A 24795-nucleotide genomic window follows, 5' to 3' on the forward strand; every position below is an offset into this window, starting at 1 on the left:
GGTTTGCCCCATGGGCAACATCCTCACCCCGATCGCCGTGTGGTTCGGCCGACAGGACGCCACCCGGGAGAACTCTCACCTTGTCGTGACGGTGGACCGGTGGCTCGACCGGGTCACCCGCGGGCGGGTGCCGCTTCTCCGGGTCGCGGGGCTGCCCACTCTGACCCTGCACGTCCCTGGTCGCAAGAGCGGCGCACCACGCAGCACGCCGCTGTTGTGCGCGTCGTGGGGGAACGGGCTGGTCGTCGTCGGGTCGAACTGGGGTGGGCAGAAGACCCCGGCCTGGGTCCATAATCTCCGGGCCGCCGCCGAGGGCGAGGTCGAGATCTCGGTCTACGGCGCGAGGCTGGTCGTGGACGTCCGTGAATTGACCGGTGACCAGCGGGACTCGGCATGGTCGGCGGCGGCCCGTGTCTGGCCGAACTACGAGATCTACGCTCGGCGCACCAGCCGCGAACTACCCGTCTTCCACCTCACCCCCCGTCTGTAGCCGCGGGGGCGGCCCCGGGTGGGGCCGGGGTCTGTAGTCACGTCCGCGCCGGGCGGCCCGGGTCATCCGCGACGGGCGACCATGTTCATCGCGGTGGCGGTGAGGATCGGATCCCCGTCCTGGTTGACCAGCGTGACATCGGTGGTGAGCACGCCGCGGTCCGGCTTGGTCCTGGACGGTCGGACCTCGGTGGTCTCGCAGAGCAGGGTCAGACGGTCGCCCGGCCGCAGCGGGCGCACCCACCTCAGTTCGTCGATGCCGGGGGAGGCCAGGCTCGCCACGCTGGTCAGGTAGTTGTCCGCGAACAGGCGCATCATCAGTGCGGCGGTCTGCCACCCGCTGGCGATGAGTCCGCCGAACGGGCCGGCGGCGGCCGCCTCGGGATCGGTGTGGATGCTCTGCGGGTCGTACCGACGCGCGAACTCCATGATCTCGTCGGCGTCGACCGACTCCTCACCGAACCGGTACCTCGCGCCCTCGGTGTAGTCCTCGAGGTACCTGTCGTCGATCGGGGCGGTGAACTCGTCGTACGTCTCGTCCTGCATCGTCTCTCCCACGTCGGTGTGTACGCTTTTTAGTTAATCACCACTCACCGACTGGAGGACGGAGATGGCGTACTTCGATCGTCTCGGGCCGGGCAGATTCCGCCCGACCGAGCACGTGGGCGGAGCCTGGGACGAGTCAACGCAGCACATCGGGCCCGCACTCGGTCTGCTCGTCCACGCCGTCGAGCTCGACCTCGCCGCTCGTCGCGACGATCCCATGGTGGTGTCCCGCCTGTCCTACGAACTGCTCGGTGTGGTGCCGATGGACATCATGGACATCCGGGTGGAGGTCGTCCGACCGGGGCGCACCATCGAGTTGGTCGAGGCCACCTGTGGGCACGGCGAGCGCACCGGCATCCGACTGCGGGCGTGGCTGCAGCAGCCCCGCGATACCGAGGCGATCGAGGGCGCCGGATTCGACCCGATCCCGCCGCCGGAGCGGATGGAGCCGTGGGACCCCACCACGATCTGGCGCGGGGGGTACCTCGCCTCGGTCGAGGTCCGGCGGATCAGCGACGGCCCCGGCCGGTCGCGGTACTGGGTCCGCACCGGCGTCCCACTCCTGACCGGCGAGGATGTCAGCGCACTGGCGCGGATGGCCGCGCTGTTCGATATCGCCAACGGGATGGCGGTCCGGGCCGATCCGACGTCGGTGCACTATCCGAACATCGACCTCACCGCGCACCTCACCCGCCCGCCGGCAGGCGAGTGGCTGGGGTTCGACACCCGTGTGACCTTCGGGCCCGGCGGACTGGGGCTGACGTCGAGCGTGATCCACGATGAGGCCGGACCGTTGGGGACCGTCGCCCAGTCGCTCACAGTCCGACCGTGAGCTGTCGGAGATAGCACCGCATGCCGGAGCCGGTGTCGGGGTCGCGGTCGGAGAACCCGTGCCGTTCGTAGAACCGACGGGCACCGGCGTCGTCGGTGTCCACGTTGATGAGTATCTCCTCGCTGCCGCGGGACCGCACCTCGTCGACGGCGCGGGCCAGCAGCGCGGTCCCCACCCCGTTCCCGCGGAGGTCATGACGGACGTAGAGTTCCTCGAGCTGTGCCAGCGGACCGTCCCACAGGGGGGTGGGGCGCAGGGTGAGGAACGCGAACCCGATGTCCGCCGTGTTCTCGCCGCCGATATCCGAGCCGACTCGAGCGAGGACCGCCAGGACGTCGTCCCGGCGCAGCAGGTACTCGAATCGGGCGGCGGCGGTGGGGCCGTCCGGGGTCTCCGCGCCGAATTCGGTGTTGAAGTCGAACAGCAGGCGCCCCAGTGACTCCGCGTCCGCGGGCGTGGCCATGCGGATCTTCGCCGGTTCGGCAGGACGCGCCGGGGCCTGCGCAGTGTCCTCTACAGATGGTGCGGCCGTGTCGAGTAACTGGCGCAGGCGGTCGAGATCCTCGGCCACGGCGGCGGCGTCCCGTTCGACGTCGTCCTCGTCGTCGCCGCCGTCGGTTCTGCGCAGGGTGAACACCACCTCGCTCCCGTGCGGGTGGGGGAGGACCCGCAGCGGGTTGAGGGTGACCGTCCCGTCGGGGAGTGTGACCTCGTGGTCCAGGACACCGAACGCGTTGGTGGGCGCGAACCGGACGCGGACCTCGCCCGTGGGGGAGTTGACGACGAGAATGTCGCCGTCGGATCGCACCTCACCCGCCGCGAGTCCGGCCGCCCACGACGGCAGGTGGGCGGGGTCGGCGGCGAGGGCGTAGACCTCGTCGGGGGAGCGGCGGATGACCACGCCCAGGTGCCGGGTGCGCATGGGACGAGTATCCGCCGCGTCCACCGTCCGCGCCAGGGTGCAGCAGAGGCAAAGTGGTCAGACTGTGGCGCGGGTGGTCGGGATGTGGCGCGGGTGGTCAGGGAGTGGCGGGTTCGTCGTAGCTGCCCTGGCCGGCGATGCTGGTGACCGTCGTCAGGAGGAAGACGGAATCGGCGAGCGCGGTGACGGCGTGGCGGTGGTGGGTGAGTGTGTGCAGTTCGCCAGCGGCGATGTCGGTGTCCCCCTCGCCCGTGACGCGGACGGCGCCCTTGAGGAGGTAGAGGCTCGCGGCCGGGGGAGAGTTGTGCTCCTCGAGTTCGGTGCCCTCCGTCAGCGCGAGCAGGGACTGCCGGAGCGGCCCCTCGCGAACGAGGATCTCGGCGTGGCGTCCGTGTGCGGACTCCTTCGCGCGGGCGAGGATGCGGTCGGCGGTCTCGGTCACATGGTTCATGGTGGAACTCACTGCCTCTCGGTGTGAACTGCCTCTTGGGTCGCGTGGTCCGCACCCTACGCCAGGACGGCGACCGCCGCGCAGAGCATGATCGTGGCGGCCACGACGGCGGTGGCCAGCGTCCGGGTGGCGGCGCCGGGGAGCCGGGTGTGTCCGGCCATGACCAAGCCGACGGCCAGGGCGACGCGCGGGGGCGAGACGATGATGGCGAACGACCCGCCGACGTTCTGGCCGGCGAGAGTGACGAGGCTGTCGGCTCCCAGCCCGGTCGCGGCGCCGGAGGTGGCGGAGGAGAACATGGCCGCCGCGCCGGTGTTGGTACCGGTGAGGTAGCCGCCCAGCGCCCCGATGGCCGGGATGCCGGCCAGTGACGCAGGTCCGAACCCGGACGCGAGATCGGCGAGGTGGGCGGCCATCCCGGCGGCGGCCATGACGACGCCGATGGACATGAACACGATGGCGTTGCCCGCTACGGGGACCCACGTCGCCAGCGCCGTCCGGACCAGGTTTGTCACGGGCGGGCCCGGTGTGGTGTAGACGCGGAGCGCGACGAGGGCCGCGACGTTCACCCAGAGGGCGGGGAGGTGAGCCATCCCGTCCCGGCCGGGGCGCCGGCGAGGGCGAGCACGGCGCTGGCGCCGAGGATCCCCGCGAGCAGGACCGCGAACGGGATGAGTGCGCGTCCGAGCTCGGCGGTGACCGCGGGGAGAACGCCGTGCCGGGCGCGCCCGACCCCCAGGAGGAGGGCGATCACGGCGGTCGAGGCGAGGATGCCCGACGGGGGGACGCCGACCGCCGCGTTGGCCGCGACGAGGGCGGCCCACTGGGTCACGACGACGGCGGCGCCGAGAACCACGTGGCGCGCGGAGGGCCGGGTGGAGACGACGACGAGGACGGTCGTCATGCTCACGAGGAGGACCGGCAGGGTCAGGAGAGCCGACCAGTATCCGAGTTCCGCGACGTCCTGACCGCCGAGCTCCGCGGCCACGAGGGTGCCGGGGCCGAGGGAGCCCCACGGGACCAGGACCAACCCGAGCAACCCCGTGACGACGGCCTTCACCGGCGACAGTCCCATCCGGACGAGAAGCGGGGCGGTGATCACCACGCCGAGTCCGAAGCCGGTGACCGACTCCATGAACGGGGTCAACCCGAAGACCAGCAGCAGGATCGCGGGCACCCGGTCGTCGCCGGAGCCGACTCGTTCGAGCCATCCGGCGATGTGATCCCTGCTCCCGGTCGCCGACAGGGCGGTGGCCAACAGGACGCCGCCGAGGAGGATGAGAGCGACCTCGAGGACCGTCGGCCCGAGTTGCGCCAGTGAGGCGAGGACCTCGTCGTCGTCGGGCCGGAAAACGGTGATCGCACCGACGAGCGCGGCCACCAGGCCGGCGCTTCCCGCCAGGAGAGAGGGGGAGCGGAGCGCCAACAGGGCCAGGACCACCACGACCGGCGCGACGGCGGCGCCGGTCTGCACGAGAGCGCTCACTGCACCCAACCTACCCAGGTGGCCCGGGGCCAGCGGTTGCGAGAGCGCCGGACGGCGAGCAGCCTCGTCACACACCTGCGGGCGCAACCGCGGGCGGGTGAGACGTCGACGCGATCCGCGGCCGACCCCCCGAGACACCGACGGAGAGGAGCACCGTGGACGCCACCGAAGTCGCCGACCGGGTCCACCGCCTGGCGCATGCCCACGTCAACTGTTATCTCGTGGAGGACGATGACGGGGTGACCCTCGTCGACGCCGGCCTGCCGAGCATGTGGGACCTCATGACCGAGACACTCCGTCGGCTGGGCCGTGGTCCCGCTGACGTGCGGGCTCTCGTACTCACCCACGGGCACTTCGACCACGTCGGCTTCGCACGGCGCGCCCGGGTCGAGCTGGAGGTGCCGGTGCTGGTGCACCCCGCGGACGGACACCTGGCCGCGCACCCCTACAGCTACACACCCCAGCGCAACCGCTTCCTGTACCCGTTCACCCATCCCCGGTCGCTTCCCGTGCTCGGAAGGATGGCCATGGCCGGCGCTCTCACGATCAAGGGGGTCGAGGACACCGAGGAGCTACCGGTGGGTCCCGCTCTCGACGTCCCGGGTCGTCCCGTGGCGATGTTCGCCCCCGGGCACACCGGAGGACACTGCATCCTGCACCTACCCGACCGGGACACGGTCATCAGCGGGGACGCCCTGGTCACCCTGGACCCGTACACCGGCGCCACGGGACCGCAGATCGTCGCCTCGGCGGCCACGGCCGACACCGCCCGCGCGATGGAGTCTCTCGGCCCGGTCGCCGCCACCGGGGCCTCGACCGTCCTGCCCGGCCACGGGGACCCCTGGACCCACGGAGTCGACGCCGCGGTCGGACACGCCCGCGCCGTCGGCGAACACTGATCAGAGCGCATCACCGCACGAGAGCAGGGAGACCCGAGGGGAGGAGTGTCTGGCGGAGGTCAGGGGAGAGCTGACGGGACGCGCAGCCGCGGCGTCAGCTGATCCGGAGAGGGCTCGTCGCCCCCCTCGACGGTGGCGATGAGTGCGTCAGCGTGGGAAATCAACCCGGTCGCATCGATCCCGTGAGGCGCGGGGCCGCCGCCGTGGCCGATACGTTCGGCGGCACGGGCGAGCAGCGACAATGCCCCCTTGGTGTTGCCGCGCTGGATATGGGTGATGCCGACCGCCAACTGGGCCAGGCCCTGCCAGAGCATGCGCTCGTCATCGGGACTGGCCTTCCAGGCACCCTCGAGAACTTCGTGGGCATTGAACGCGAGGCCGCGGTCCAGCAGATCCTGTGCCCATTCCAGCGATCGGGCGGGGGGCAGATCGAGATCCTCGGGGATACGCTCGACACCGACGCTGCCGATCGGCAATGGCCGACCGAGTTCATCGCGAGGGCGCGAATTGCGCGCGCGGCCGTCTTCGTCGCGATCACGGTCCATGCCGGGTGGGGTGCGCATGGCGCCATCGTCTCATCTGTTGACGACGGCCGGCCACCTCGGACACGGGCCCCGATCGTGACACGTCGCGCGCGCTCTCCTCCGCGCGCGCTCCGTAGGCTTGTCCCATGACGTTGCATCATGTTCGACGCGGGCAGGGGAGCCCTCTACTTCTCGTGCACGGACTCGGCGCGGGGTGGCGATCGTGGGAACCCATCATCGACGATCTGGCAGCGCGTCGCGAGGTCATCGCTGTCGACCTGCCGGGTTTCGGTGAGTCCCCACCGCTGGAGGGTGAGGTGTCCATAGCGGCGCTGGCTGACGCCGTCGCCCGGTTCATCGAGGAGACGGGTCTGGACGGGGTGTCCACGGCCGGACAGTCGATGGGTGGGCGGATCGTTCTCGAGCTGGCCCGGCGCGGCGTCGGTGGCGACACCGTGGCGCTGGACCCCGGCGGATTCTGGAGTGATCGCGAGCTGGCGATCTTCAGCGCCACCCTGCGGCCGTCGATCGCCCTGGTCAGCGCTGTGCGCGGAGCGCTCCCGGCACTCCTGGGCAATCCGATGAGTCGGACCGCCGTGCTGGCGCAGTTGTCGGCGCGGCCATGGGCGCTGTCGGCACAGACCGTGCTGCCTGACGTGGCCGGGCTGGCGGACGCACCGGCGACGGGCCCGGCGATGGACGCGCTCACGAAGGGCCCCCCGCAGCAGGGTGCCCCCGCGGGCACGGTCCCGGGACGGGTCACCATCGGGTGGGGGCGTCGCGATCTGGTGACACTCCCGGCCCAGGCCCGGCGAGCCGCCCGCGCGTTCCCCGACGCGACACTGCACTGGTTCGATAGGTGCGGCCACTTCCCGCAATGGGACGCGCCCCGCGAAGCGAGTCGGCTCATTCTGGACCGGACCAATTGACCCGGCGCATTCCGCGGTAGTGGTGTGGTGAGCACCATGGGCGGTTGCGCCCGCACGAAGCTCTGCCACCATGGGCGGATGATGCGTCACACGCGCGACCGGGGGAGACCGCCATCAACGTGGAGGAGTAGCCCACCGCGAGGCGGGGGTGGAGAAGCCCGGGAGTCGAACAGCCGGGCCGGACGATGAAACACCTCGCGTCCGCCATTGCATTGAGTTCCACTGCACCGAGTTTCGCTGCGCTGAGTTCGGTGCTGAGAATGCGAAGTGCGTTCCGCCGAGGGATGTGGACGACCGAACTGCGGATGCACGTGGATGCGGAGACGGTGTGGTCAGTCATCACCGATGTGCAGACCTGGCCGCGATGGGGGCCCACCGTCTCAGGGGCGCGGATCGACGGTGACTCCGGCCTGACGGGCGGCGCGCGAGGGACGGTCACGACCGCGGTGGGGCTGTCCCTGCCCTTCGAGATCACCGAGTTCGTGGAGCGGCGGCTCTGGGTGTGGAAGGTGGCAGGAGTGAGCGCTACCCGGCACGAGGTGATCGAGGTACCGGGTGGTTGTGTCCTCAGCTTCGGTGCTCCGGTCTGGGCGGCGGGATACCTGCCGGTGCTGGCGATCGCGCTGCCGCGCATCGAACGGATCTCCGTCGAACGAGCTCACTGAGAGGCGTCGGCGTGGATCGCGCAGCAGGACGGTGGCATGTGACCACCGCGCCGATGGGGATGGGACAGCGGTATTCGAACTTTACATAATGTAGATTATCGGCACTTCGGGAGTGGGTGGTCCGGTGAGAAGCTTCCGGAGTTCGTCACCATCCGCCGTGCACACTGCCACGAATAGTCACTGAGGCGACACCGTGTCGCTTAGTAGAGAAAGGTGCGACATCATGCGCGGATCAGTCGAGAACGCTTTCATGCTCATCCACAACCCTCTGGTGGATCTCTACCAGTGGCTCCTCAGTGTCCTCCCGGCGGACATGACCTGAGTTCTGCAATGGCCTGAGTTCCCCGGCGGCGATCCGTCGCCGTCGTTCGTTGCGAGGCCCCGGGTCGTGGACATCGTCGGTTTACCGTGCGAATCCGCACCTGGGCCTCGCGGCATCTATCCGCCACTGTTGCCGGTGGTCCCGCCAGTCAGCTCCGATTCGACACTGTGACGTTTCGGGGGTGGGTGTCCCCGACGCAGTACGCCTGCGGGGTCATCCGCCCAGAGCCGCCGGCTGCCTGTCAGTCCACGGCAGTGCCTGCTCCAGCTGGCCGGCCAGACGCAGCAGCATCGACTCGCCCCCGAGTCCGGCGGTGAAGTGCACCCCCATGGGGACGCCCTCGGGCGTCCAGTGCAGCGGGAGCGACAGCGCCGGCCGACCGGTCAGGTTGGCCAGCTGGGTGTACGGCACCCAGCTCAGGTTGGCGTCGATGAGCGACTCCACGAATCCCGAGTGTCGCAACAGCGGAGCTGTGCGCGTCGCGAGCAAAGCGGTCGCCGCGCGACGCGCGAGCGGCGGGGTGTCCAGCGCGCCGATGTGGGGCGGGAGATCTGCGAGCGTCGGCGTCATGAGCAAGTCGTAGCCCTCGAAGAAGCTGGTGAGTTCGCCGACGTACTGATCCCGCCGCATCACGGCATCGAGATAGTCCACGCTGCTCTGCGCCCGGCCGAGTGCCGCCACGATCCGCGTGTCCGTCTCGAAGTCCCGGTCGGCGCACCCCGTCCGGCGCTTGGTGTCCTCGACCGACCACGCGAGGTAGGCGAACCAGCTGGTGAGGAAATCGCGGGCCAGAGCCAGGTCGTCCACGGGCTGTGACTCGAGGATGTCGACGTGGTGGCCGAGATCCTCGAGCGCTCTGGCAGCGGTCTCCACAGCGACGAGAGCCTGAGGGTGGGGTGAGGAATTGATCGAGGACGCGGTGCACACGCCGATCCGCAGACGTCCGGGTTCCGCCCCCACCTGGGACCGGAACGACTCCGACGGGGTGGCCGGGACGTACGGCCCGCCCGGCTCCCCTCCCATCAGGACGTCCAGCATCGCAGCCGAGTCGCGAACCGACCGCGAGATGACGCCATTGGTGGCCGCGCCGTGCATCGCCTCGCCGCGCGCGGGCCCCATCGGGACCAGACCGTGGCCGGGTTTGAGGCCGACGAGCCCGCAGCACGCGGCCGGGATGCGGATCGAACCGCCGCCGTCGCTCGCCCCGGCGACCGGGACGATGCCGGCTGCGACCGCGGCGGCGGACCCGCCCGAGGAGCCCCCGGGGCTGCGGCTGGTGTCCCATGGGTTCCTGGCGGGGCCGAACAGTTCGGGCTCCGTGATTCCCTTGGCCCCGAACTCCGGGGTGTTGGTCTTGCCGAAGACCACCAGGCCCGCGTCCAACCACCGCCGGACCACGGTCGCGTGCTCGGTCGCCGGTACGTCGGCCAGTGGACGCGACCCGCCACTGGTGGGTGTTCCCCGGTAGTCCTGACCGAGATCTTTGAGGAGGAACGGCACCCCGGCGAACGGGCCCGACAGTTCCTCGGTCGCCCGGGCGCGAGCCGGCCCGTCCAGCCGGCGCACGATCGCGTTGAGTCGCGGATTGACACCGTCGGCGCGCTGGATCGACGCGTCGAGCAGGTCGCCCGGGGTGACCTCGCCCTGCCGCACGAGGGCGGCGAGACCGAGGGCATCGTGACTTCGGAACTCGTCAAAGCGCATGGGGCCGGAGTCTACGCAGCGCGATCAGCGATTGTTCCGGTTCCGCCAGGCGCGCCAGGCGCCCGTGGACCACAGGGCCCACGCGACGAGGACGGGCTGGAAGAACAACCGCACGAGGCGTGCGCGGTCGCTGTCGAGTCCGAACGCGTCCGTGCCCGTCACGTACTGAGAGATGTTGCCGGGGAAGATCGCGACGAAGAACGCCGCCGCCACGCCGCCCACCGCCGGACGGTATCGCGCCGGTGCGAGGATGAGCGCCGCGCCGAGGCCGAGTTCCACCACGCCGGAGGCGACCACCACGAAGTCCGGGTCGAGTGGGACCCACGTCGGGACCTGTGCCTGGAACTCCTCGCGCATGGTGGTCAGGTGCCCGGTCCCAGCGCCGAGAAGGGCGGCGCCGAGGGCCCATCGCCCGAGATGTCGGACCACCTCCCCCGCACTGCGGCGGCGCACCGGTGTACGGGATCGCGAGTTCTTCAGGGGCCGGTCTGGTTTGTTCATGGGGGTAGTGTTGCGCACAACTTAATTGAGCGCAACCTAAAAATGAGCGATAATCGTGTGATGGATCCCGATCTCCGACTGGAAGAGCAAGTCTGCTTCGCCCTCTACGCGGCTTCCCGCGCCTCGACGTCGGCCTACCGCCACGCCCTGGCGTCGGTCGGCCTCACCTATCCGCAGTACCTCGCCCTGCTCGTGTTGTGGGAAGAGGACGGGCTGACTGTCCGCCAGTTGGGCGACCGACTGCTCCTCGACTCGGGCACCCTCTCCCCTCTACTCGCACGACTGGAGCATGCCGGACTGGTCGAGCGGTCCCGCTCCGCCGGCGACGGGAGGAGTGTCCACGTGCACCTCACCGAGGCCGGTCGGCGGCTGCGCGCCGAAGCCGAGACGATCCAGTGTTCCCTGCTGGACAGGGTGGACATGCCGCAGGAGGACCTCGTCCAGCTGCGGACCCTGGCCCAGCGACTCGTGACCTCGCTCGACGGAGCCGATCGCGGCGACCAGTAGCGTCAACCGATGGTGATCGGCTGACGCAGGATCGTCTTGAGCCTTGCGGGATCGGACCTGCGGGGGTCCGAGAGGTAGATCTCGTGGTGGTGGCCCGACGGGGTCGCCCCTCGTGAGGGGATGATCTCCTCGTGCATCCGCGCGATGATCGGGCCCTCGTCGTCGTAGGGGCCCACGTGCAGCGTCTGCACCGCCGACCCCTCGGCATACCCGTCGAACCGCACCCGCTCGCGGGCGTCCGGCACCTTCGTCGTCGTCACCTTCTCCATGGCGGCGGACAGGATGTCCGGGGTGACCCAGTCCGGCTGCCAGATCATCATCGTCCAACTCCAGGCGGCCTTGTCGCGGGCCGTGAACACCTGCGGGTCGTCGGCGTACCAGAGGCCCTCGAGCGGGCCCACCGTGTAGACCCGTCCCAGCACGGTCCGGGCCGCCGCGCGCACGGCGTAGGACGTGGCGTACAGCGCCTCGACCGCGGTTCGGTACTCTCGGGCGGTATTGGGATCTCCCCGCCCGTCGACCATGAGAAACCGCATCGGCGGCACCTCGACCAGGTCGAATCGGCCGGCCTTACCGCCGTAGAGGTCCCTGCGCTCTCGTTTGATGTCGAAGTTGGGTGGGTCGCCGACCATGGCAGCAGGCTACGCCGATTCGGCCTGCAGTTCCTCGATCCGGCGTCGGTACACCGCGGTCAACTCGTCGATGTACCGGCGGTTCCACCGTGGGGTGATGTGCTTACTGCAGTTGGCGTCAGCGGCCACGACGTCCACCACGATCGCGCGTTCCACGCGGCCGGAGTACTGCTTCTCCCCCATGGCCCGGAGCCGGTCGATCAGCTCGGGGTCGGCGTCAGGCTCGACCGTCCGCGCGTGACCGAAGACCTTCAACCGCCGGCGGGTCGGGTAGTCGACGAAGAGCAGGCAGACGCGTCCGTCGTGATCCACGTTGCCCGTGGAGAGGTATTGGTGGTTGCCCGGGAACTCGGCCCAGGCGAGTGTCGTGTCGTCGACGACGTGCACGAATCCCGCCGGGCCGCCGCGGTGCTGCGCGTACGGCCAGCCCGACTCGGTGACCGTCGAGAGGGAGAAGTGGTCGGCGCTCCGGATCAGGGCGACATCTGTGCCCTCGAGGGCGAAGTCGCCGGTGTCGACGGGGAGGGTGACCCCCACGGCGTCCTGCCGGGCCCGCACCGCCGGTCCGTACGCGATCCCCGGGTAGTGATTGGCTGCCATGGTCGTCAATATAGGTTGCGGTGCGGCACGCCAGGCTGCAGGGCATGAGCTGGGCGTCGATCGGCATGGTGCTCGGCGTCAGCACACAGGCGCTGCACAAGCGATTCGGAAGGACGGAGTGACCGCGCACGACGTCGACCAACCCGTCGACGTGCGTATCCGTGAACAGTGCCGACGCATCGGAGCGCAGCTCGGCTAAGTGCTCAGCGTCCGGGAGTGGCGGCGGTGTCCGGCCTGGGCACGTTCTGCAGCCGGAGTTGGCCCCGCGCGAGCACGGCTCCACCCTCGGCCTGGCTGATCACGACATCCCACAGCTGCTGGCTGCGGCCCTGGAACAGCGCGTGGGCGGTCACCTCGACCCGCCCGCCGGTGGACGGACGGAGGAAATCGGTGCCGTTGTGCACGCCGACCGCGATCTGCCCCCGGTCAGCGACCGCGAATCCGGCTCCCGCGCCGCCGGCGGACTCCACGATGCTCGCGTAGACGCCGCCGTGGACCGTTCCCCACGCGGTGAGGTGCTCCTCCCCCAGTTCCGCGTGGCCGCGCAGCGAGGTGGTCGTCACCCCGTCGACGACGAGCCCGGAGGCGCGGACGAAGGCGCTAGCGTCGGAGGAACTGGCATCGGGGAACCCGCCGGAATCGATCATGGGGTCTTTCTACCCGCTACCGGCACCGGCTAGGTCGCCGCAGCCACGTACTCCGCCAGATGCTCCCCGGTGAGAGTGGAGGCTGCGGCGACGAGATCTGCCGGGGTGCCTTCGAACACGACCCGACCCCCGTCGTGCCCGGCCCCGGGGCCGAGGTCGATGATCCAGTCCGCGTGGGCCATCACCGCCTGGTGGTGTTCGATCACGATCACCGACTTCCCGGCGTCGACCAGCCGGTCGAGCATCGCCAGCAGGGTCGCGACGTCGGCCAGGTGCAGGCCGGTGGTCGGTTCGTCCAGCACGTAGACCTCGGCCTTGTCGGCCATCTGGGCGGCCAGCTTGAGCCGCTGCCGCTCGCCACCGGACAGCGTGGTCAGGGGTTGGCCGAGCCGGATGTAGCCCAGACCGACGTCGCGGAGCCGGACGAGGATCTTGTGCGCGGCGGGGATCCGCGCCTCTCCCCCGGCGAAGAACTCCTCGGCCTGTGCGACGGACATCGCCAGCACCTCGCCGATGTTCCGGCCACCGAACCGGTACTCGAGCACCTCGGCCTGAAAGCGCCTGCCCTCACAGTCGTCGCACGTCGTCGCGACGCCGGCCATCATGGCCAGGTCGCTGTAGATCACGCCCGCGCCCTTGCAGGTGGGACACGCGCCCTCGGAGTTCGGGCTGAACAGCGCCGGCTTGACGCCGTTGGCCTTGGCGAACGCCTTCCTGATGGGTTCGAGGAGTCCCGTGTAGGTCGCCGGATTACTGCGCCGCGACCCGCGGATGGCGGCCTGGTCGATCGCCACCACCCCGTCGCGAGGCGACACCGAGCCGTGGATGAGCGAACTCTTGCCCGATCCGGCCACGCCGGTCACCACGCACAGCACCCCGAGGGGGATGTCCACATCCACGCCTCGCACGTTGTGGGCTGTCGCGCCACGCACCTCGATCCGCCCGGTGGCCGCCCGCACGCTGTCCTTCAGTGCGGCGCGGTCGTCGAGATGCCGGCCGGTGACGGTGTCGCTCCCGCGGAGCCCGCTGACCGATCCCTCGAAGCAGATCCGACCGCCTTCGGAGCCGGCGCCGGGTCCGAGGTCGACGACGTGGTCGGCGATCGCGATGGTCTCCGGCTTGTGCTCCACCACCAGGACCGTGTTGCCCTTGTCGCGCAGCCGCAGGAGCAGCCCGTTCATGCGTTGGATGTCGTGGGGGTGCAGGCCGATCGACGGCTCGTCGAACACGTAGGTGACGTCGGTCAGGGCGGAACCGAGGTGGCGGATCATCTTGACCCGCTGTGCCTCGCCGCCTGACAAAGTGCCCGCGGGGCGGTCGAGCGACAGGTACCCCAGGCCGATCTCCACGAATGAGTCGAGCGTGTGCTGCAGCGCATCCAGTAGCGGCGTGACCGACGGTTCGTCGAGACCGCGCAGCCACTCGGCCAGATCGGTGATCTGCATCGCCGAGACGTCGGCGATGTTCCTGTCCCCGATGCGGGACGACCGGGCCCCCTCGTTGAGCCGGGTGCCGTCACATTCGGGGCACGTGGTGAACACCACGGCCCGCTCGACGAACGAGCGGATGTGCGGTTGCATCGCCTCGACGTCCTTGGACAGCATCGACTTCTGGATCTTGGGGATCAGGCCCTCGAGGGTGACGTTGATGCCGTCGGCCTTGACCTTGACCGGCTCCTGACGCAGCAGGTCGTGCATCTCCCGATCGGTGAACTCCCCCACCGGTTTGTCCATGTCGAAGAACCCGGAGCCGGAGTAGATGCGGCCGTACCAGCCGTCCATCGAGTATCCGGGGACGGTGATCGCGCCCTCGGACAGGGACTTGGAGCGGTCCACCAGCGCGTCGACGTCGAAATCGGACACCGATCCGCGACCCTCGCAGCGGACGCACATCCCGCCGGTGATGGAGAACTCGGCCTTCTGCCGGGTGCCGTCGGCCTTCTTCAGCGTCCCCACCCCGGACGCCGACGCGACGTTGAAGGAGTACGCCTTGGGACCGCCGATCCTCGGCTGCGCGAGACGGCTGAACAGGATCCGCAGCATCGCCCCGGTGTCCGTGGCGGTGCCGACCGTGGAGCGGGGGTCGGAGCCCATCCGCTCCTGGTCCACGACGATCGCCGTGGTCAACCCCTCTAGCACGTCCACGTCCGGCCGCGCCAGGGTGGGCATGAAGCCCTGGAGGAACGCGCTGTAGGTCTCGTTGATCATCCGCTGCGACTCCGCCGCGATGGTCGAGAACACCAGCGAGCTCTTGCCGGATCCGGAGACGCCGGTGAACACCGTGAGCCGCCGCTTGGGCAGATCCACGTCGATCGACCGGAGGTTGTTCTCCCGCGCGCCGAGGACGCGGATGGTGTCGTGCGTGTCTGCCGTGTGGGCGCTCATCCCGGGTCTCCTCAGCCTGTCCGCTCAGCGGCAACGTTAGACCGCGGGCCCCCGGCGGGAAAGGGCGTCAGCCGCGGTCCTGCTGCTCCATCGCGGTGGCGTGCAGTCGGGCGAACCGCTGGAACTCGTCGTCGTCCCATCCCTCGCGTCCCGTCGCGGCCGCCCATCCGTCGAGGATCTGATGGTCGTACAGGTGGCCGTAGCCCTGCGACCCGCCGATCGCGTTTCCGAGGTCCGCGGTCACCTGGAACAGGGTCAACACGGGCATGTAGAACATGCCCGGATGTCGGCCCTTGCCGGGCGGTTCGGCCAGCCACGCGGGGCGGTCGAACAGCAGATCCGGGGTCCACCACACCACCGGGTCGGTCGCGTGCTGGACGTACAGGACGTGCGGCGGGATCCACGGGGTGTCGTCGTCGCGGAACTCCGCGGGATCCTCCGAGAACCTCACCAGCAGGCCGTCCGCGTACACCGGCTCGGTGACCGGGGTACCGGGGTCGCGTCGCTGTACGAGCGCGTGCCAGATGTGGTTGGAATTGGGCGGGCCGACCCAGAGCACCCCGTCCACCGTCGCCCGGATATCGCGGATCCCCGAGAACGCCGCCTCGCCGGCCTGGGTGCCCAAACTCTCGCCGTAGACGTACAGCTTCGGCTGCGGCCGACCCGGTGGGAGGGAGTCGCGCCAGGTCACCACCGCCTCGATCAGTGACCGGCCCGCCACCTCCGCCTTCTCGCGGTCGGCGAGGAACGAGATCCAGCTGGGCAGGTACGAGTACTGGGTGCCCACGATCGCCACGTCGCCACCGGAGAGCAGTTCGATGGCCTGAGCCGCGTGGGGGTTGATCCACCCGGTGCCGGTGGTCGGGGCGATCACCACCGACTCACGTTCCCAGGCCCGGGTCCGCTCCAGCTCCTCCACCACCAGGGCGGAACGCTCGTCGTCGGTCGGTGCGGACTCCAGACCGGCGTACGCCCGGATCGGCTCGGGCGCGTCTTCGCCCAACAGATCCCCCAGGTGCTGCCCGTCGAGGCCGCCGCTCACGAACCGTCGGCCCTGCAGGCCCAGGTCCCCGAAGTCCACGACGGAGTCCGGGGACCCGGATCGCTCGGGCGCCGTCGGCGGTCGCGCGCCGGGGAGGTCCTCGTTGTTCTGCCCGCTGAAGATACGGTTGGCGCCGCCGAAGAACAGGCGCGGCACCACACCTTGCACCACGCCGAGTGCGAGGACGGCCACCATCACGACGCCCGTGAGCCGGGCGGTGTACTCCTCCACGCCGAACCTGCGGCCCACCGCGCGGGCCGACCACCGGTACCCCGCCCGGATGCCGCGGGCTGCGATGAGGAGCCCCAGGAAGATCGCCAGGGCGACCCACGGGATCTTCATGTAGTCCGCCCAGGGCGGGCGGGGTGAGCGCACCAGATCGGAGACCTGGTCCTGCCAGCGGATCGCCGTGGCCGTGGCCGTGATGAGGTAGACCACCAGGATGTACGGGGCGGACAGACGGGCGAAGGTCAGGAGACGGTCACCGAACGCGAGGAGGTCGGGGTGGAGGGTGATGCGGGGCGCCACGACCCGCAGCCAGAGGGTCCTCAGAGCGACGCCGACCCCGTAGCCCACCAGCATCGACACGCCGGTGACCACCCCCTGGTAGTACCAGGCCCGCGGCAGCAGGGACGGCATGAGCGAGACCCACGCCGCCAGCGCGGCCACGATGAGGCCGGTGACCGAGGGGCGCCAGCGTTCCCACCACGTCCGGAGCGCGGCGACGGGCGTGGTCCCCGCTGTCGGCCGACCGGCCTCTCCGTCCTCGCTCACCGCAGGCGCTCGGCCCGTCTCGCCGCCGCCACCAGGTCCTCGGACATGCGGGCCAGCTCGGCGGGGTCCTCGCCCTCGGCGATGGCGGTCCGCAGATCCTCGCAGGCGCAGCGCAGCTGGAACATGCGGTCCATCAGGTCGGTCGATTCGGCCTCGGTGAGCACGACCGTGCCCTCGGGCAGGTCCTGCATCCGGAGCGACCGGCGCTGCTCGTAGGCCCGCTGCCGGCAGGACCGCCGGCAGTAGCGGCGCCGGCGCCCGGTCCCGCCCTCGTCCACGGGGCGACCGCACCAGGCGCACGAGGCCTCGCCCCTCCGGGGCGCGGTCGGCTCGGGTCGGGCGTCGGGTTTCACGGGTGTGAGGTTACCCAGCGGCGCCCCCGGGGTGGCCCGTGGTGTCGGGACGTGGGAACATTTGGGGGTTCCCCTGGCGTTGACACAAGCAGGAACCACGCAGCGTCGTGTCGATCCGCATGAATTGACGCAGACGAACACGGCAGAAGGAGTTCGCATGGCAGATCGAGTCCTCAGGGGCAGCCGCCTCGGTGCGGTGAGCTACGAGACCGACCGGGACACCGACCTCGCGCCGCGCCGCATGGCGCGGTACCAGACCCCCAACGGCGAGGTCTACGAGGTCCCGTTCGCCGATGACGCCGAGATCCCCGGCGCCTGGATGTGCAAGAACGGCCAGGAGGGCCAGCTCATCGACGGCCCCGCGGTCGAGGTCAAGAAGGGCAAGCCGCCGCGTACCCACTGGGACATGCTGCTCGAGCGTCGCTCCCTGGAGGAGCTCGAGGAGCTGCTCAAGGAGCGGATGGACCTGCTCAAGAAGCGGCGCCGCGCCGGTGCGCGGTAGGTAGTACCGAGCGGTCACCGGATATCACCCGGTGGCACCGGAACGCCCCGGCCCCGCAGGGCCGGGGCGTTCTCCTGTGTCCGGGGTCGGTGTGCGGCCGGAGCCGGCGCGCACCGGGTCAGCGGCCGACGAGGCCCTTGAGCTGGTGTCGACGCTTCTCCCAGCCCCAGCGGGCCACGTTGACCGCGGCCTCGCGGAAGATCGACTCGCTCATCTTGGACTGACCGACGGTGCGCTCGGTGAAGGTGATGGGCACCTCCGTGACCCGGCGCCCGTTGTTCAGCAGGCGCCACGTCATGTCGATCTGGAAGCAGTAGCCCTTGGACTCGATGGCGTCGAGGTCCAGCTCGGCCAGGGCGTCGGCCCGGTAGGCGCGGTAGCCGGCGGTGATGTCCTTGATGCCCACGCCCAGCATGACCCGGGAGTAGACGTTGCCGCCGCGGGAGATGACGTGGCGCTGCCACGGCCAGTTGACCACCGCGCCGCCGGGGACGTAGCGGGAGCCGATCGCCAGGTCGGCGCCGCCGTCGACGGCGGCGAGCATCGCGGGGAGCCGCTCGGGCGGGTGGCTGCCGTCGGCGTCCATTTCCACGAGCACGGTGTATCCGCGCTCGAGACCCCAGCGGAACCCGGCGATGTACGCGGCCCCGAGCCCCTGCTTGCCCTCGCGGTGCATCACGGTGATGCGCCCGCGCGGGTCCTCGGTGGCGAGCCGGTCGGCGACCTCGCCGGTGCCGTCGGGGCTGTTGTCGTCGGCGATGAGGACCGAGACCTCGGGGGCCGCGGCCAGCAACCGCTCCACCACGCCGGGCAGGTTGTCCCGCTCGTCGTAGGTAGGGATGATCACCAGGGTGCGCGCGGACGGCGCGTGTCGGCCCGGCGTCGTCGGATCGGTCACTTACTTCTCCTCGGTTCGGGTCGCGGCTCGTTGCCGGGTGCGGACCAGCGCCCATGCCAGTGCGACGAGCCCGATGAGGCAGCTCACCGCCTGCGGGATGCCACCCAGTCGGGTTGCCATCGTACCGGCCCCGCCCACCTCGACCTGCGCCGCCAGCACCGCGGGCTCGAAGATGCCGCTCTCGGCGCGGACGTCGCCGTCGGGGCCGATGACGGCGCTGACCCCGCTGGTCGCGGCGATCAGCACGGGCACGTCGTGCTCCACGGCCCGCACCCGGGACATCGCGAGTTGCTGGTACGTCATGGGTGAGCGGCCGAAGGTGGCGTTGTTGGTGGGGACGGTGAGGATCTGCGCGCCGCGGGAGACGGGCTCGCGGGCGGCGGCGTCGAAGGCGACCTCGAAGCAGATGGCCACGCCCAGGTCCACCCCGCCCGCGGTGACGACGTGGTCGCCGTCGCCGGGGATGAAGTGCCCGGCGGTCCGGGCGATCGGGAACAGCGCCTCGAGCGGTTCGCGGAGCGGGAGCCACTCGCCGAACGGTTGGATGTACTTCTTGTCGTGGCGGTCGACCACCGGGCCCTCGGCGGGGTCGGAGGAACGGCCGTCCCACACGAGGTAGGAGTTGTGGGCTTCGCGGCCCTCGCCGGTGGGCAGGACGGTGCCCACGAGGATCGGTGCGTCCAGGCGTCGGGACAGGGCGGTGATCTGGGCGGCGGCGAGGCGGTCGGCCAGCGGCGAGATGTCGGAGGCGTTCTCCGGCCACAGCACGAAATCCGGCGGGGCCTCGGTGCCGGCCTCGACATCGTCGGCGTACTCGGCGGTGACGCGCAGGTGGTTCTCGAGCACCGCGCGGCGTTGGGCGTTGAAGTCCAGGCCGAGGCGCGGGACGTTGCCCTGGATCACGGCGACCTCGACGGTGTCGGTGGGCTCGTCGCCGGTCGGGGCGAGGGACGCGACGGCGACCAGGCCCGCGGTCACCAGGGGCACCGTGAGCAGGCCGGTGGCGGCGCGGACGGGTCGGTCACGGCGGGCGAGGAGCAGGACGGCGACGCCGATCGCCGCTCCCATCGACGCCACCGCGAACCCGACCAGCGGGGTGCCGCCCAGGGACGCCAGCGGTAGCAGCGGCCCGTCGGCCTGGCCGAACGCCAGCCGTCCCCACGGGAAGCCGCCCCAGGGCCAGGACGAGCGGACCCACTCCCACAGCGACCACCAGCCGGCCACCCCGAGCACGGCGCCGACCGCACGCGGGCCGCGCCGGTTGCCGGGGTCCAGGCCGGCCCGCAGGATGATCGCGGCGCCGGCGCCGAACGCGGCGAGGTACAGCGCCTCGACCAGCGACAGGCCCCACGAGGCGTAGGCGCCCACGTACAGGCCCACCCATGGCACCAGGAGGAGGAAGAAGACCAGGCCGGAGGTGAACCCGAGGAGCGCGCCGGTGCGCGGCCGGACCGTGGAGGCGCCGGACGGGGACAGGACGACGACGAGGAGGGCAATCGCGAGAAGCGCCGTCCACCACAGACCCACCGGGGGGAACGAGGCCGCCAGCAGCGCCCCGGAGGCAGCGGCGAAGGCCAGCCTGGTGAGCAGGGGCATCAGGTCGCGGGGCCGGCGGGCAGGCCGTCCACGACGAGCGCGCGCAGAACGGGGTCGGGTCCGGTGAGATCCGGCATCGGAGGAACTCCGGAGCGCGGGTCCGTGGACCACCGCTGGACGGCGTCGTCCGCGGCGACCACGGCCAGCTCCCCGGTCCGCCACCTCGCGAAGGTGGCCGCCGTGCCCGGGGTGAGGGTGCCCGCCGTGCCGTCGTGCGCGCCGGCCGCCCGGTGTGCGCCCCGGGTGGTCGCGGTGAACGCCGCTCGCGGGGACAGGCCTCGGCCGCCCTCGACGGAGGTCAGGGCCCGAAGGGCGTCCCACGGCCGGACCTCGTCGCCGGCCCGGGTGGATGCGGCCAGCGCCACGCCGGAGGCGGCGATGCGCACGAGATCGGTGCCCGTCAGGTCATCGACGAGCGGGCGCAACAGGGTCACCGTTCCCACGGCGGCCAGGGCGGCGAGCGTGTCGCCGTCCGCGTTCCCGGCCCCGGTCCCGCCGACGAGGACCGGGATGCACCGGGCGACCGCCGGCCCGCCGAGTTCGGTGGCGAGGCGGGTGAGTTCGGTCGCGAGGCGCGCCGGGTCGACGGTGTCGTCGAGCACCACCCGCTCCCCCGCACGCACCCGCTCCTCGACCTCGTCGAGCCCGTGTGCGCCCGGCAGACCGGCGGGCACCACGCCGCCGGCGGCCGCGACCGCCGGGTCGAGGCCCTCGGGGAGGCACTCGACGAACGCCGGGGCCACCCAGTCCCCCTCCAGGTCGACCTGCTCGGCACCCGGGAACAGGGCGGGGCCCGGGGCATCCGAGCCGGCCCACACGATGAGCCCGTTCTCGTGTGTCAGGGCGGTTGCGTCTCGTGAGGCGGGCGTGAGCACGCGGCCCCCGGTAGCCAGGAAAGCGGTCATGCGGGCGATTATCCCCGAGCACCGACCGGCGGCCCGGCCGCCCACCCCCCGCGCCTACGCTGGGTGCTCATGAACGACTCCCACCACGCGGCCGGGTCGTCCCGACCCGGGGACACCCTGCGCTTTCCCGGCGGCCGGCTGCGCCCCGAGCACTGGACCGCCCTGGCGGAGCTCGCGGCCGGACATCGCGGCGGCATCCAGCTCACGGCCGGGGGCGCAGCCCGGATCGTGGGCGCGGACCGGGATCCGATCGATCTCGCGGTGCGGGACCTCGAGGCCGCGGGCCTGCCCGAGGCAGTCGCCCACCCCAGGGGACGCGACATCATCGCCTCTCCTCTGGCCGGCCGGCTCGGCGGGCATCACGACGTCGGCGACCTGCCGACGGGGCTCGGGGCCGCGCTGCTCGCCCGCGACGCGGCTGACGCCCTGCACGGGCAGGTGCTGTTCGGGATCGACGACGGGTCGGGCGACGTCCTGGCGCACTCCCCCGACCTGGCGGTGGCGGTGGACGGGTCCGACGGCGGCGCGCGGGTCCACGTCGCCGGTCACCCCGTCCCGCTCCGGGTCGCGGTGGCCGACGCCGCCACCGTGCTGGTCGACGCGGCCGTGAAGCTCACCGGTTCGGCGGGACCGACGCGAGTGCCCGGGTCCGGCGACCTGCACCAGCTCGTCGTCGACGCCCTGGGATCCCACCCACGGACCATCCCCGCTCCCGTCGACCCGACGTCCCATCCTGCTACCGATGTAGACGTGCCGAGGGTGGGCTGGATCGACACCGCCGACGGGCTGGTGAGCCTGCTCGCCGTGGTGCCCGACGGCGTCGTTCCCGCCCGACTCGCCGAATTCCTCGGCGCGGTGGAGCGTCCGACCACCGTCTCGGCCGACCGGGTCATCGGCCTGCACGAACTCACCGAACCTATGGCGGAGCAGGTGGTGCGGGTGCTGGCACCGATGGGGATGATCTTCGACGCCGAATCGCCCTGGGTGACGGCTTTCCCGTGAGGTCGGTTCTGTGGTGAGGTCGGCTCAGCAGTTGGGCAGGCTCAGCGCGCGCCGAACCGCTCGACCAGCCAGCGGGCGGCGTCCTCGACGGAGTGCACGGTCTCAGGGACCCCAGGGGCCTGCGGGGTCTCGGGCCGGTCCACCATCACCACCGGTATGCGCAGGTCGCGGGCGGCGGCGAGCTTGGCCTCGGAGGTGGCTCCGCCGCTGTTGCGGGTGACCAGCACGTCGATCCGGTGGCGGGACATTAGCGTCCGCTCGGACTCCACCCCGAAGGGGCCCCGGTCCAATACCAGCAGGTAGCGGTGCGGCAGCGCCCCGGGGGGCGGCTCGGAGCACCGGATGAGATACGACCCCCGGGTGTCCCCGGCGAACGCGGACGCGCCCTGCTTGCCGACCGTGAGCATCGGCCGGCGGAAACGCTCCCGCACCACGTGGGCCGCGGTCTGCATGTCCGGGACGCGGATCCACTCGTCGCCCGCCTGCTCGGTCCACGGCGGGCGGTGCAGGCGGAGCAGCGGCGTGGCCGTCTCGCGCGCGGCGTGGACCGCGGACACCGAGATCTGGTCGGCGAACGGGTCGGTCGCGTCGATGACGGCGCTGACGCCGTTCTCGCGCATCCAGTGCGTTAATCCCTCCGCACCTCCGAAGCCACCGATCCGCACCTCCCCACGGGGGAGTCTCGGCCGCGTGACCTTGCCCGCCAGCGAGGTGACGACGTCCAGCCCGGCGGTGACCATGAGGTCGGCGAGTCGACGGGCCTCGCCCGTGCCCCCCAGCACCAGGATCAGGCCGGGCGAGCCTCCCGGCATCGCGGTCGCGGGCGGGGCGACGGGCTGAGACCGCGGGGCCTCCGGGGCGGGCGCGGGCCGCGCGTCCCGGAGGGCCTCGACAGGGGCGCCGGAACGAATGCCGGGCACGAGTTCCCAGCTGATCCCCTCGGCGTCGAGGGCGCCGGTGTGGGCCGGCAGCTCGGGGTGGTCCGTGGGATCGCCCGGATAGAGCCGGACGACCCGGTCGCCGCGGTCGACGGCCTCACGCATCCTCGCGGCGGCGTCCGTCGGCGACAGCTCGGAGGCGTCGATGACCAGGGCCGTCGACGGGCACAGTCCCAGCGCCCCAGGGCCGATCGGACCCGGCTCCGCCAGGACGGTGCCGCTCATGGCGATGAGTCGGGAGGCGCGGACGGTGAGCAGATCGACGGGGCCGGGACCGGTGCCGACAAGGTGTACGGCGGCCGGGTCGGCGCCCGACCGGGGTGGAGCGCTCACCGCGGCATCCGCCTCCAGATCGGCTGCGGGACGAGCCGTGCGACGGCGAACATCACGCGCAGCTGCCACGGGATCCACACCACACCCGCCGTGCGCGACTCCACCCGGTCGACCACCGCGTCCGCCACCTGGTCCGGCGTGGACGAGAACGGGGCGGGGTCCATGCCCTCGGTCATCCGGCCGATCACGAAGCCCGGACGCGGGATCACCAGCGTGACGCCCGTGCCGTGCAGGGCGTCGGCCATGCCGGAGGCGAACCCGTCGAGTCCCGCCTTGGCCGAGCCGTACACGTAGTTGGCGCGCCTGACCCGCTGCCCGGCGACCGAGGAGAACGCCACGAGAACCCCGCGGCGACGGGGCTTCATCCGCTCGGCGAGGACCGTGAGAAGCGCGGCCTGCGCCACGAAGTCGGTGTGCAGGATGCGGGCCGCGGCCCGGGAATCGCGCTCGGCCACCTCCTGGTCGCCCAGGATGCCGAACGCCAGGACGGCGATGTCGATCTCCCCGACCCGGGTCTCGATGTCCGCCACGATCGCGGCGTGCGAGTCGAGGTCGTCGGCGTCGAAGTCCACGAGCTCCACCGCGACGGCGCCCGCGGTCCGGAGTGGGGCCTCGAGCGCGGAGACGTCGCCACCGGGGCGGCTCGCGAGCACGACGGTGCGGCCGGGTGCGAGGCGGTGGGCGACGGCCAGACCGATCTCGCTGCGGCCACCGAAGACCACCACGACCTCACCGCCGGATTCGGACCGGGACGACGGGGTTGCGGATGTGGGCATGGGCCCAGTGTCCCACGTACCGCGTCGCGCTCTGCGTCGGCGTACTGCGGTCCGCTCACTGCGGCCGGCTCACTGCAGTCGGTTCACTGTGGCAGGCTCGGCGTCATGGCCCACTCGATGGCAGAACTCTCTGACGAGGCACACCGGTTCCTGTCCGAATACCACCTCGGCAGCCTGACCACACTCCGGCGCGACGGTTCGCCCCACGTGGTCGCCGTGGGCTTCACGATCGACGTGGAGGGCGGGCTGGCGCGCGTCATCACCCGGCGGGGATCGCAGAAGGCGGCCAACGCCCGGCGTGGCGGCCGCGCGGCGGTCTCGCACGTCGACCGCGGACGGTGGCTCACCTTCGAGGGCACCATCCGCCTCCTCGAGGATCCCGACTCGGTCCGCGAGGGCGAGCGCCGCTACGCGCTGCGGTACCGCGAGCCGAGTCCGAACCCCGAGCGGGTGGTGTTGGCGATAGAGGTGGATCGCGTCCTGGGCTCCAAGCAGATGTTCACCGGCGACTGACACCGCGGCCGAGCGCTCGGCGGGTGCGCGCTGGGCCGCGGCCTGCCGGACGGAATCAGAGGAATCCCCCGGGTTCGCCTGCTCGGTCATAGCCGCCCGCCGCCATGGCGTCTCGCGTGAGCC

General features: G+C 71.3%; 28 protein-coding genes. 9 read left to right on the forward strand and 19 right to left on the reverse strand.

The window, feature by feature from the left end; genetic code table 11:
* Positions 1 to 10: 10 nt before the first annotated feature.
* Positions 11 to 490, forward strand: coding sequence for a nitroreductase family deazaflavin-dependent oxidoreductase (locus tag OVA21_RS06490; protein ID WP_069388887.1), 480 nt, complete (start codon positions 11 to 13; stop codon positions 488 to 490).
* A gap of 62 nt (positions 491 to 552) precedes the next feature.
* Here the strand turns inward: OVA21_RS06490 and OVA21_RS06495 are convergent, their stop codons facing one another.
* Entirely contained in the window at positions 553 to 1035 is a 483-nt protein-coding gene (locus OVA21_RS06495; protein WP_067717382.1) for a MaoC family dehydratase, read from the reverse strand.
* A 64-nt stretch (positions 1036 to 1099) separates the two neighbouring features.
* Here OVA21_RS06495 and OVA21_RS06500 point away from each other — a divergent pair, with 64 nt between their 5' ends.
* Positions 1100 to 1867, forward strand: a complete 768-nt coding sequence (locus OVA21_RS06500; protein ID WP_096905512.1) for a thioesterase family protein — start codon at positions 1100 to 1102, stop codon at positions 1865 to 1867.
* Here the strand turns inward: OVA21_RS06500 and OVA21_RS06505 are convergent.
* The 4 genes from OVA21_RS06505 to OVA21_RS06525 form a co-directional block, all read right to left on the reverse strand.
* Complete coding sequence (locus OVA21_RS06505; RefSeq protein ID WP_241742343.1) at positions 1851 to 2330, reverse strand: GNAT family N-acetyltransferase; 480 nt, start codon at positions 2328 to 2330, stop codon at positions 1851 to 1853. The genes OVA21_RS06500 and OVA21_RS06505 overlap by 17 nt on opposite strands.
* Positions 2331 to 2886: 556 nt before the next feature.
* The gene (locus OVA21_RS06515; protein WP_096907244.1) at positions 2887 to 3240 is read right to left on the reverse strand and encodes a cupin; all 354 of its coding nucleotides are present in this window, start codon (positions 3238 to 3240) and stop codon (positions 2887 to 2889) included.
* Between the two features lie 56 nt (positions 3241 to 3296).
* Complete coding sequence (locus OVA21_RS06520) at positions 3297 to 3833, reverse strand: L-lactate permease (protein WP_268092045.1); 537 nt, start codon at positions 3831 to 3833, stop codon at positions 3297 to 3299.
* Complete coding sequence (locus tag OVA21_RS06525; protein ID WP_268092046.1) at positions 3806 to 4726, reverse strand: L-lactate permease; 921 nt, start codon at positions 4724 to 4726, stop codon at positions 3806 to 3808. Before OVA21_RS06525 ends, OVA21_RS06520 begins: the two co-directional genes overlap by 28 nt.
* A 155-nt stretch (positions 4727 to 4881) precedes the next feature.
* On the opposite strand from OVA21_RS06525, the gene OVA21_RS06530 reads away from it, so the two are divergent.
* The gene (locus OVA21_RS06530; RefSeq protein ID WP_069388883.1) at positions 4882 to 5625 is read left to right on the forward strand and encodes an MBL fold metallo-hydrolase; all 744 of its coding nucleotides are present in this window, start codon (positions 4882 to 4884) and stop codon (positions 5623 to 5625) included.
* A 59-nt stretch (positions 5626 to 5684) separates the two neighbouring features.
* On the opposite strand, the gene OVA21_RS06535 is transcribed toward OVA21_RS06530, so the two are convergent.
* Positions 5685 to 6188: a DUF309 domain-containing protein gene (locus tag OVA21_RS06535; RefSeq protein WP_096905509.1), complete on the reverse strand. Its 504-nt coding sequence runs from the start codon at positions 6186 to 6188 to the stop codon at positions 5685 to 5687.
* A 107-nt stretch (positions 6189 to 6295) separates the two neighbouring features.
* On the opposite strand from OVA21_RS06535, the gene OVA21_RS06540 reads away from it, so the two are divergent.
* Both OVA21_RS06540 and OVA21_RS06545 read left to right on the forward strand, forming a co-directional pair.
* Positions 6296 to 7078 (forward strand): alpha/beta fold hydrolase, encoded by a 783-nt coding sequence (locus OVA21_RS06540; RefSeq protein WP_096905508.1) that lies wholly within the window; start codon positions 6296 to 6298, stop codon positions 7076 to 7078.
* A gap of 284 nt (positions 7079 to 7362) precedes the next feature.
* Positions 7363 to 7743, forward strand: coding sequence for an SRPBCC family protein (locus OVA21_RS06545; RefSeq protein ID WP_096905507.1), 381 nt, complete (start codon positions 7363 to 7365; stop codon positions 7741 to 7743).
* A 535-nt stretch (positions 7744 to 8278) separates the two neighbouring features.
* On the opposite strand, the gene OVA21_RS06550 is transcribed toward OVA21_RS06545, so the two are convergent.
* Positions 8279 to 9769: an amidase gene (locus OVA21_RS06550; protein WP_268092048.1), complete on the reverse strand. Its 1491-nt coding sequence runs from the start codon at positions 9767 to 9769 to the stop codon at positions 8279 to 8281.
* Between the two features lie 24 nt (positions 9770 to 9793).
* Positions 9794 to 10270 carry a DoxX family protein gene (locus OVA21_RS06555; protein WP_268092050.1) on the reverse strand — a complete coding sequence of 159 codons (477 nt, stop codon included), beginning with the start codon at positions 10268 to 10270 and terminating at the stop codon, positions 9794 to 9796.
* Positions 10271 to 10330: 60 nt separating this feature from the next.
* On the opposite strand from OVA21_RS06555, the gene OVA21_RS06560 reads away from it, so the two are divergent.
* Entirely contained in the window at positions 10331 to 10777 is a 447-nt protein-coding gene (locus OVA21_RS06560) for a MarR family winged helix-turn-helix transcriptional regulator (RefSeq protein ID WP_268092051.1), read from the forward strand.
* A gap of 2 nt (positions 10778 to 10779) precedes the next feature.
* Here OVA21_RS06560 and OVA21_RS06565 read toward each other — a convergent pair whose 3' ends face one another.
* From OVA21_RS06565 to OVA21_RS06590, 6 genes are all read right to left on the reverse strand, one after another.
* Positions 10780 to 11409, reverse strand: a complete 630-nt coding sequence (locus OVA21_RS06565; protein WP_268092052.1) for a GyrI-like domain-containing protein — start codon at positions 11407 to 11409, stop codon at positions 10780 to 10782.
* 9 nt (positions 11410 to 11418) lie between these two features.
* Positions 11419 to 12009 carry a pyridoxamine 5'-phosphate oxidase family protein gene (locus tag OVA21_RS06570; protein ID WP_096905502.1) on the reverse strand — a complete coding sequence of 197 codons (591 nt, stop codon included), beginning with the start codon at positions 12007 to 12009 and terminating at the stop codon, positions 11419 to 11421.
* Between the two features lie 203 nt (positions 12010 to 12212).
* Entirely contained in the window at positions 12213 to 12656 is a 444-nt protein-coding gene (locus tag OVA21_RS06575; protein ID WP_096905501.1) for a PaaI family thioesterase, read from the reverse strand.
* 29 nt (positions 12657 to 12685) lie between these two features.
* Positions 12686 to 15040 (reverse strand): excinuclease ABC subunit UvrA, encoded by a 2355-nt coding sequence (locus OVA21_RS06580; RefSeq protein WP_268092054.1) that lies wholly within the window; start codon positions 15038 to 15040, stop codon positions 12686 to 12688.
* Between the two features lie 67 nt (positions 15041 to 15107).
* The gene (locus tag OVA21_RS06585; RefSeq protein WP_119191670.1) at positions 15108 to 16856 is read right to left on the reverse strand and encodes an alpha/beta hydrolase; all 1749 of its coding nucleotides are present in this window, start codon (positions 16854 to 16856) and stop codon (positions 15108 to 15110) included.
* Positions 16853 to 17209: a hypothetical protein gene (locus OVA21_RS06590; protein WP_268092055.1), complete on the reverse strand. Its 357-nt coding sequence runs from the start codon at positions 17207 to 17209 to the stop codon at positions 16853 to 16855. Before OVA21_RS06590 ends, OVA21_RS06585 begins: the two co-directional genes overlap by 4 nt.
* A gap of 157 nt (positions 17210 to 17366) precedes the next feature.
* On the opposite strand from OVA21_RS06590, the gene OVA21_RS06595 reads away from it, so the two are divergent.
* Entirely contained in the window at positions 17367 to 17711 is a 345-nt protein-coding gene (locus tag OVA21_RS06595) for an RNA polymerase-binding protein RbpA (protein ID WP_067714504.1), read from the forward strand.
* Between the two features lie 118 nt (positions 17712 to 17829).
* On the opposite strand, the gene OVA21_RS06600 is transcribed toward OVA21_RS06595, so the two are convergent.
* Genes OVA21_RS06600 through OVA21_RS06610 form a run of 3 tightly spaced genes read right to left on the reverse strand, consistent with a single transcriptional unit; the run spans position 17830 to position 21110 of the window.
* Positions 17830 to 18609 (reverse strand): polyprenol monophosphomannose synthase, encoded by a 780-nt coding sequence (locus OVA21_RS06600; protein ID WP_067714501.1) that lies wholly within the window; start codon positions 18607 to 18609, stop codon positions 17830 to 17832.
* Positions 18610 to 20205 carry an apolipoprotein N-acyltransferase gene (gene lnt, locus OVA21_RS06605; RefSeq protein ID WP_268092056.1) on the reverse strand — a complete coding sequence of 532 codons (1596 nt, stop codon included), beginning with the start codon at positions 20203 to 20205 and terminating at the stop codon, positions 18610 to 18612.
* Positions 20205 to 21110, reverse strand: a complete 906-nt coding sequence (locus tag OVA21_RS06610) for an amidohydrolase (RefSeq protein WP_268092057.1) — start codon at positions 21108 to 21110, stop codon at positions 20205 to 20207. The genes lnt and OVA21_RS06610 overlap by 1 nt, the downstream gene beginning before the upstream one ends.
* A gap of 69 nt (positions 21111 to 21179) precedes the next feature.
* Between OVA21_RS06610 and OVA21_RS06615 the strand changes: the two genes are divergently transcribed.
* The gene (locus OVA21_RS06615; RefSeq protein ID WP_268092058.1) at positions 21180 to 22112 is read left to right on the forward strand and encodes a precorrin-3B synthase; all 933 of its coding nucleotides are present in this window, start codon (positions 21180 to 21182) and stop codon (positions 22110 to 22112) included.
* A 41-nt stretch (positions 22113 to 22153) separates the two neighbouring features.
* On the opposite strand, the gene OVA21_RS06620 is transcribed toward OVA21_RS06615, so the two are convergent.
* Both OVA21_RS06620 and OVA21_RS06625 read right to left on the reverse strand, forming a co-directional pair.
* Entirely contained in the window at positions 22154 to 23383 is a 1230-nt protein-coding gene (locus OVA21_RS06620; RefSeq protein ID WP_268092059.1) for a cobalt-precorrin-6A reductase, read from the reverse strand.
* Positions 23380 to 24159 (reverse strand): SDR family NAD(P)-dependent oxidoreductase, encoded by a 780-nt coding sequence (locus OVA21_RS06625; RefSeq protein WP_067714487.1) that lies wholly within the window; start codon positions 24157 to 24159, stop codon positions 23380 to 23382. Before OVA21_RS06625 ends, OVA21_RS06620 begins: the two co-directional genes overlap by 4 nt.
* Positions 24160 to 24264: 105 nt before the next feature.
* Between OVA21_RS06625 and OVA21_RS06630 the strand changes: the two genes are divergently transcribed.
* Positions 24265 to 24672, forward strand: coding sequence for a pyridoxamine 5'-phosphate oxidase family protein (locus OVA21_RS06630; protein WP_069389236.1), 408 nt, complete (start codon positions 24265 to 24267; stop codon positions 24670 to 24672).
* Positions 24673 to 24795 lie beyond the last annotated feature (123 nt).

Origin of the sequence: Dietzia sp. SL131, from assembly GCF_026672565.1 — a bacterium.
Taxonomy (GTDB): Bacteria; Actinomycetota; Actinomycetes; order Mycobacteriales; family Mycobacteriaceae; genus Dietzia; species Dietzia kunjamensis.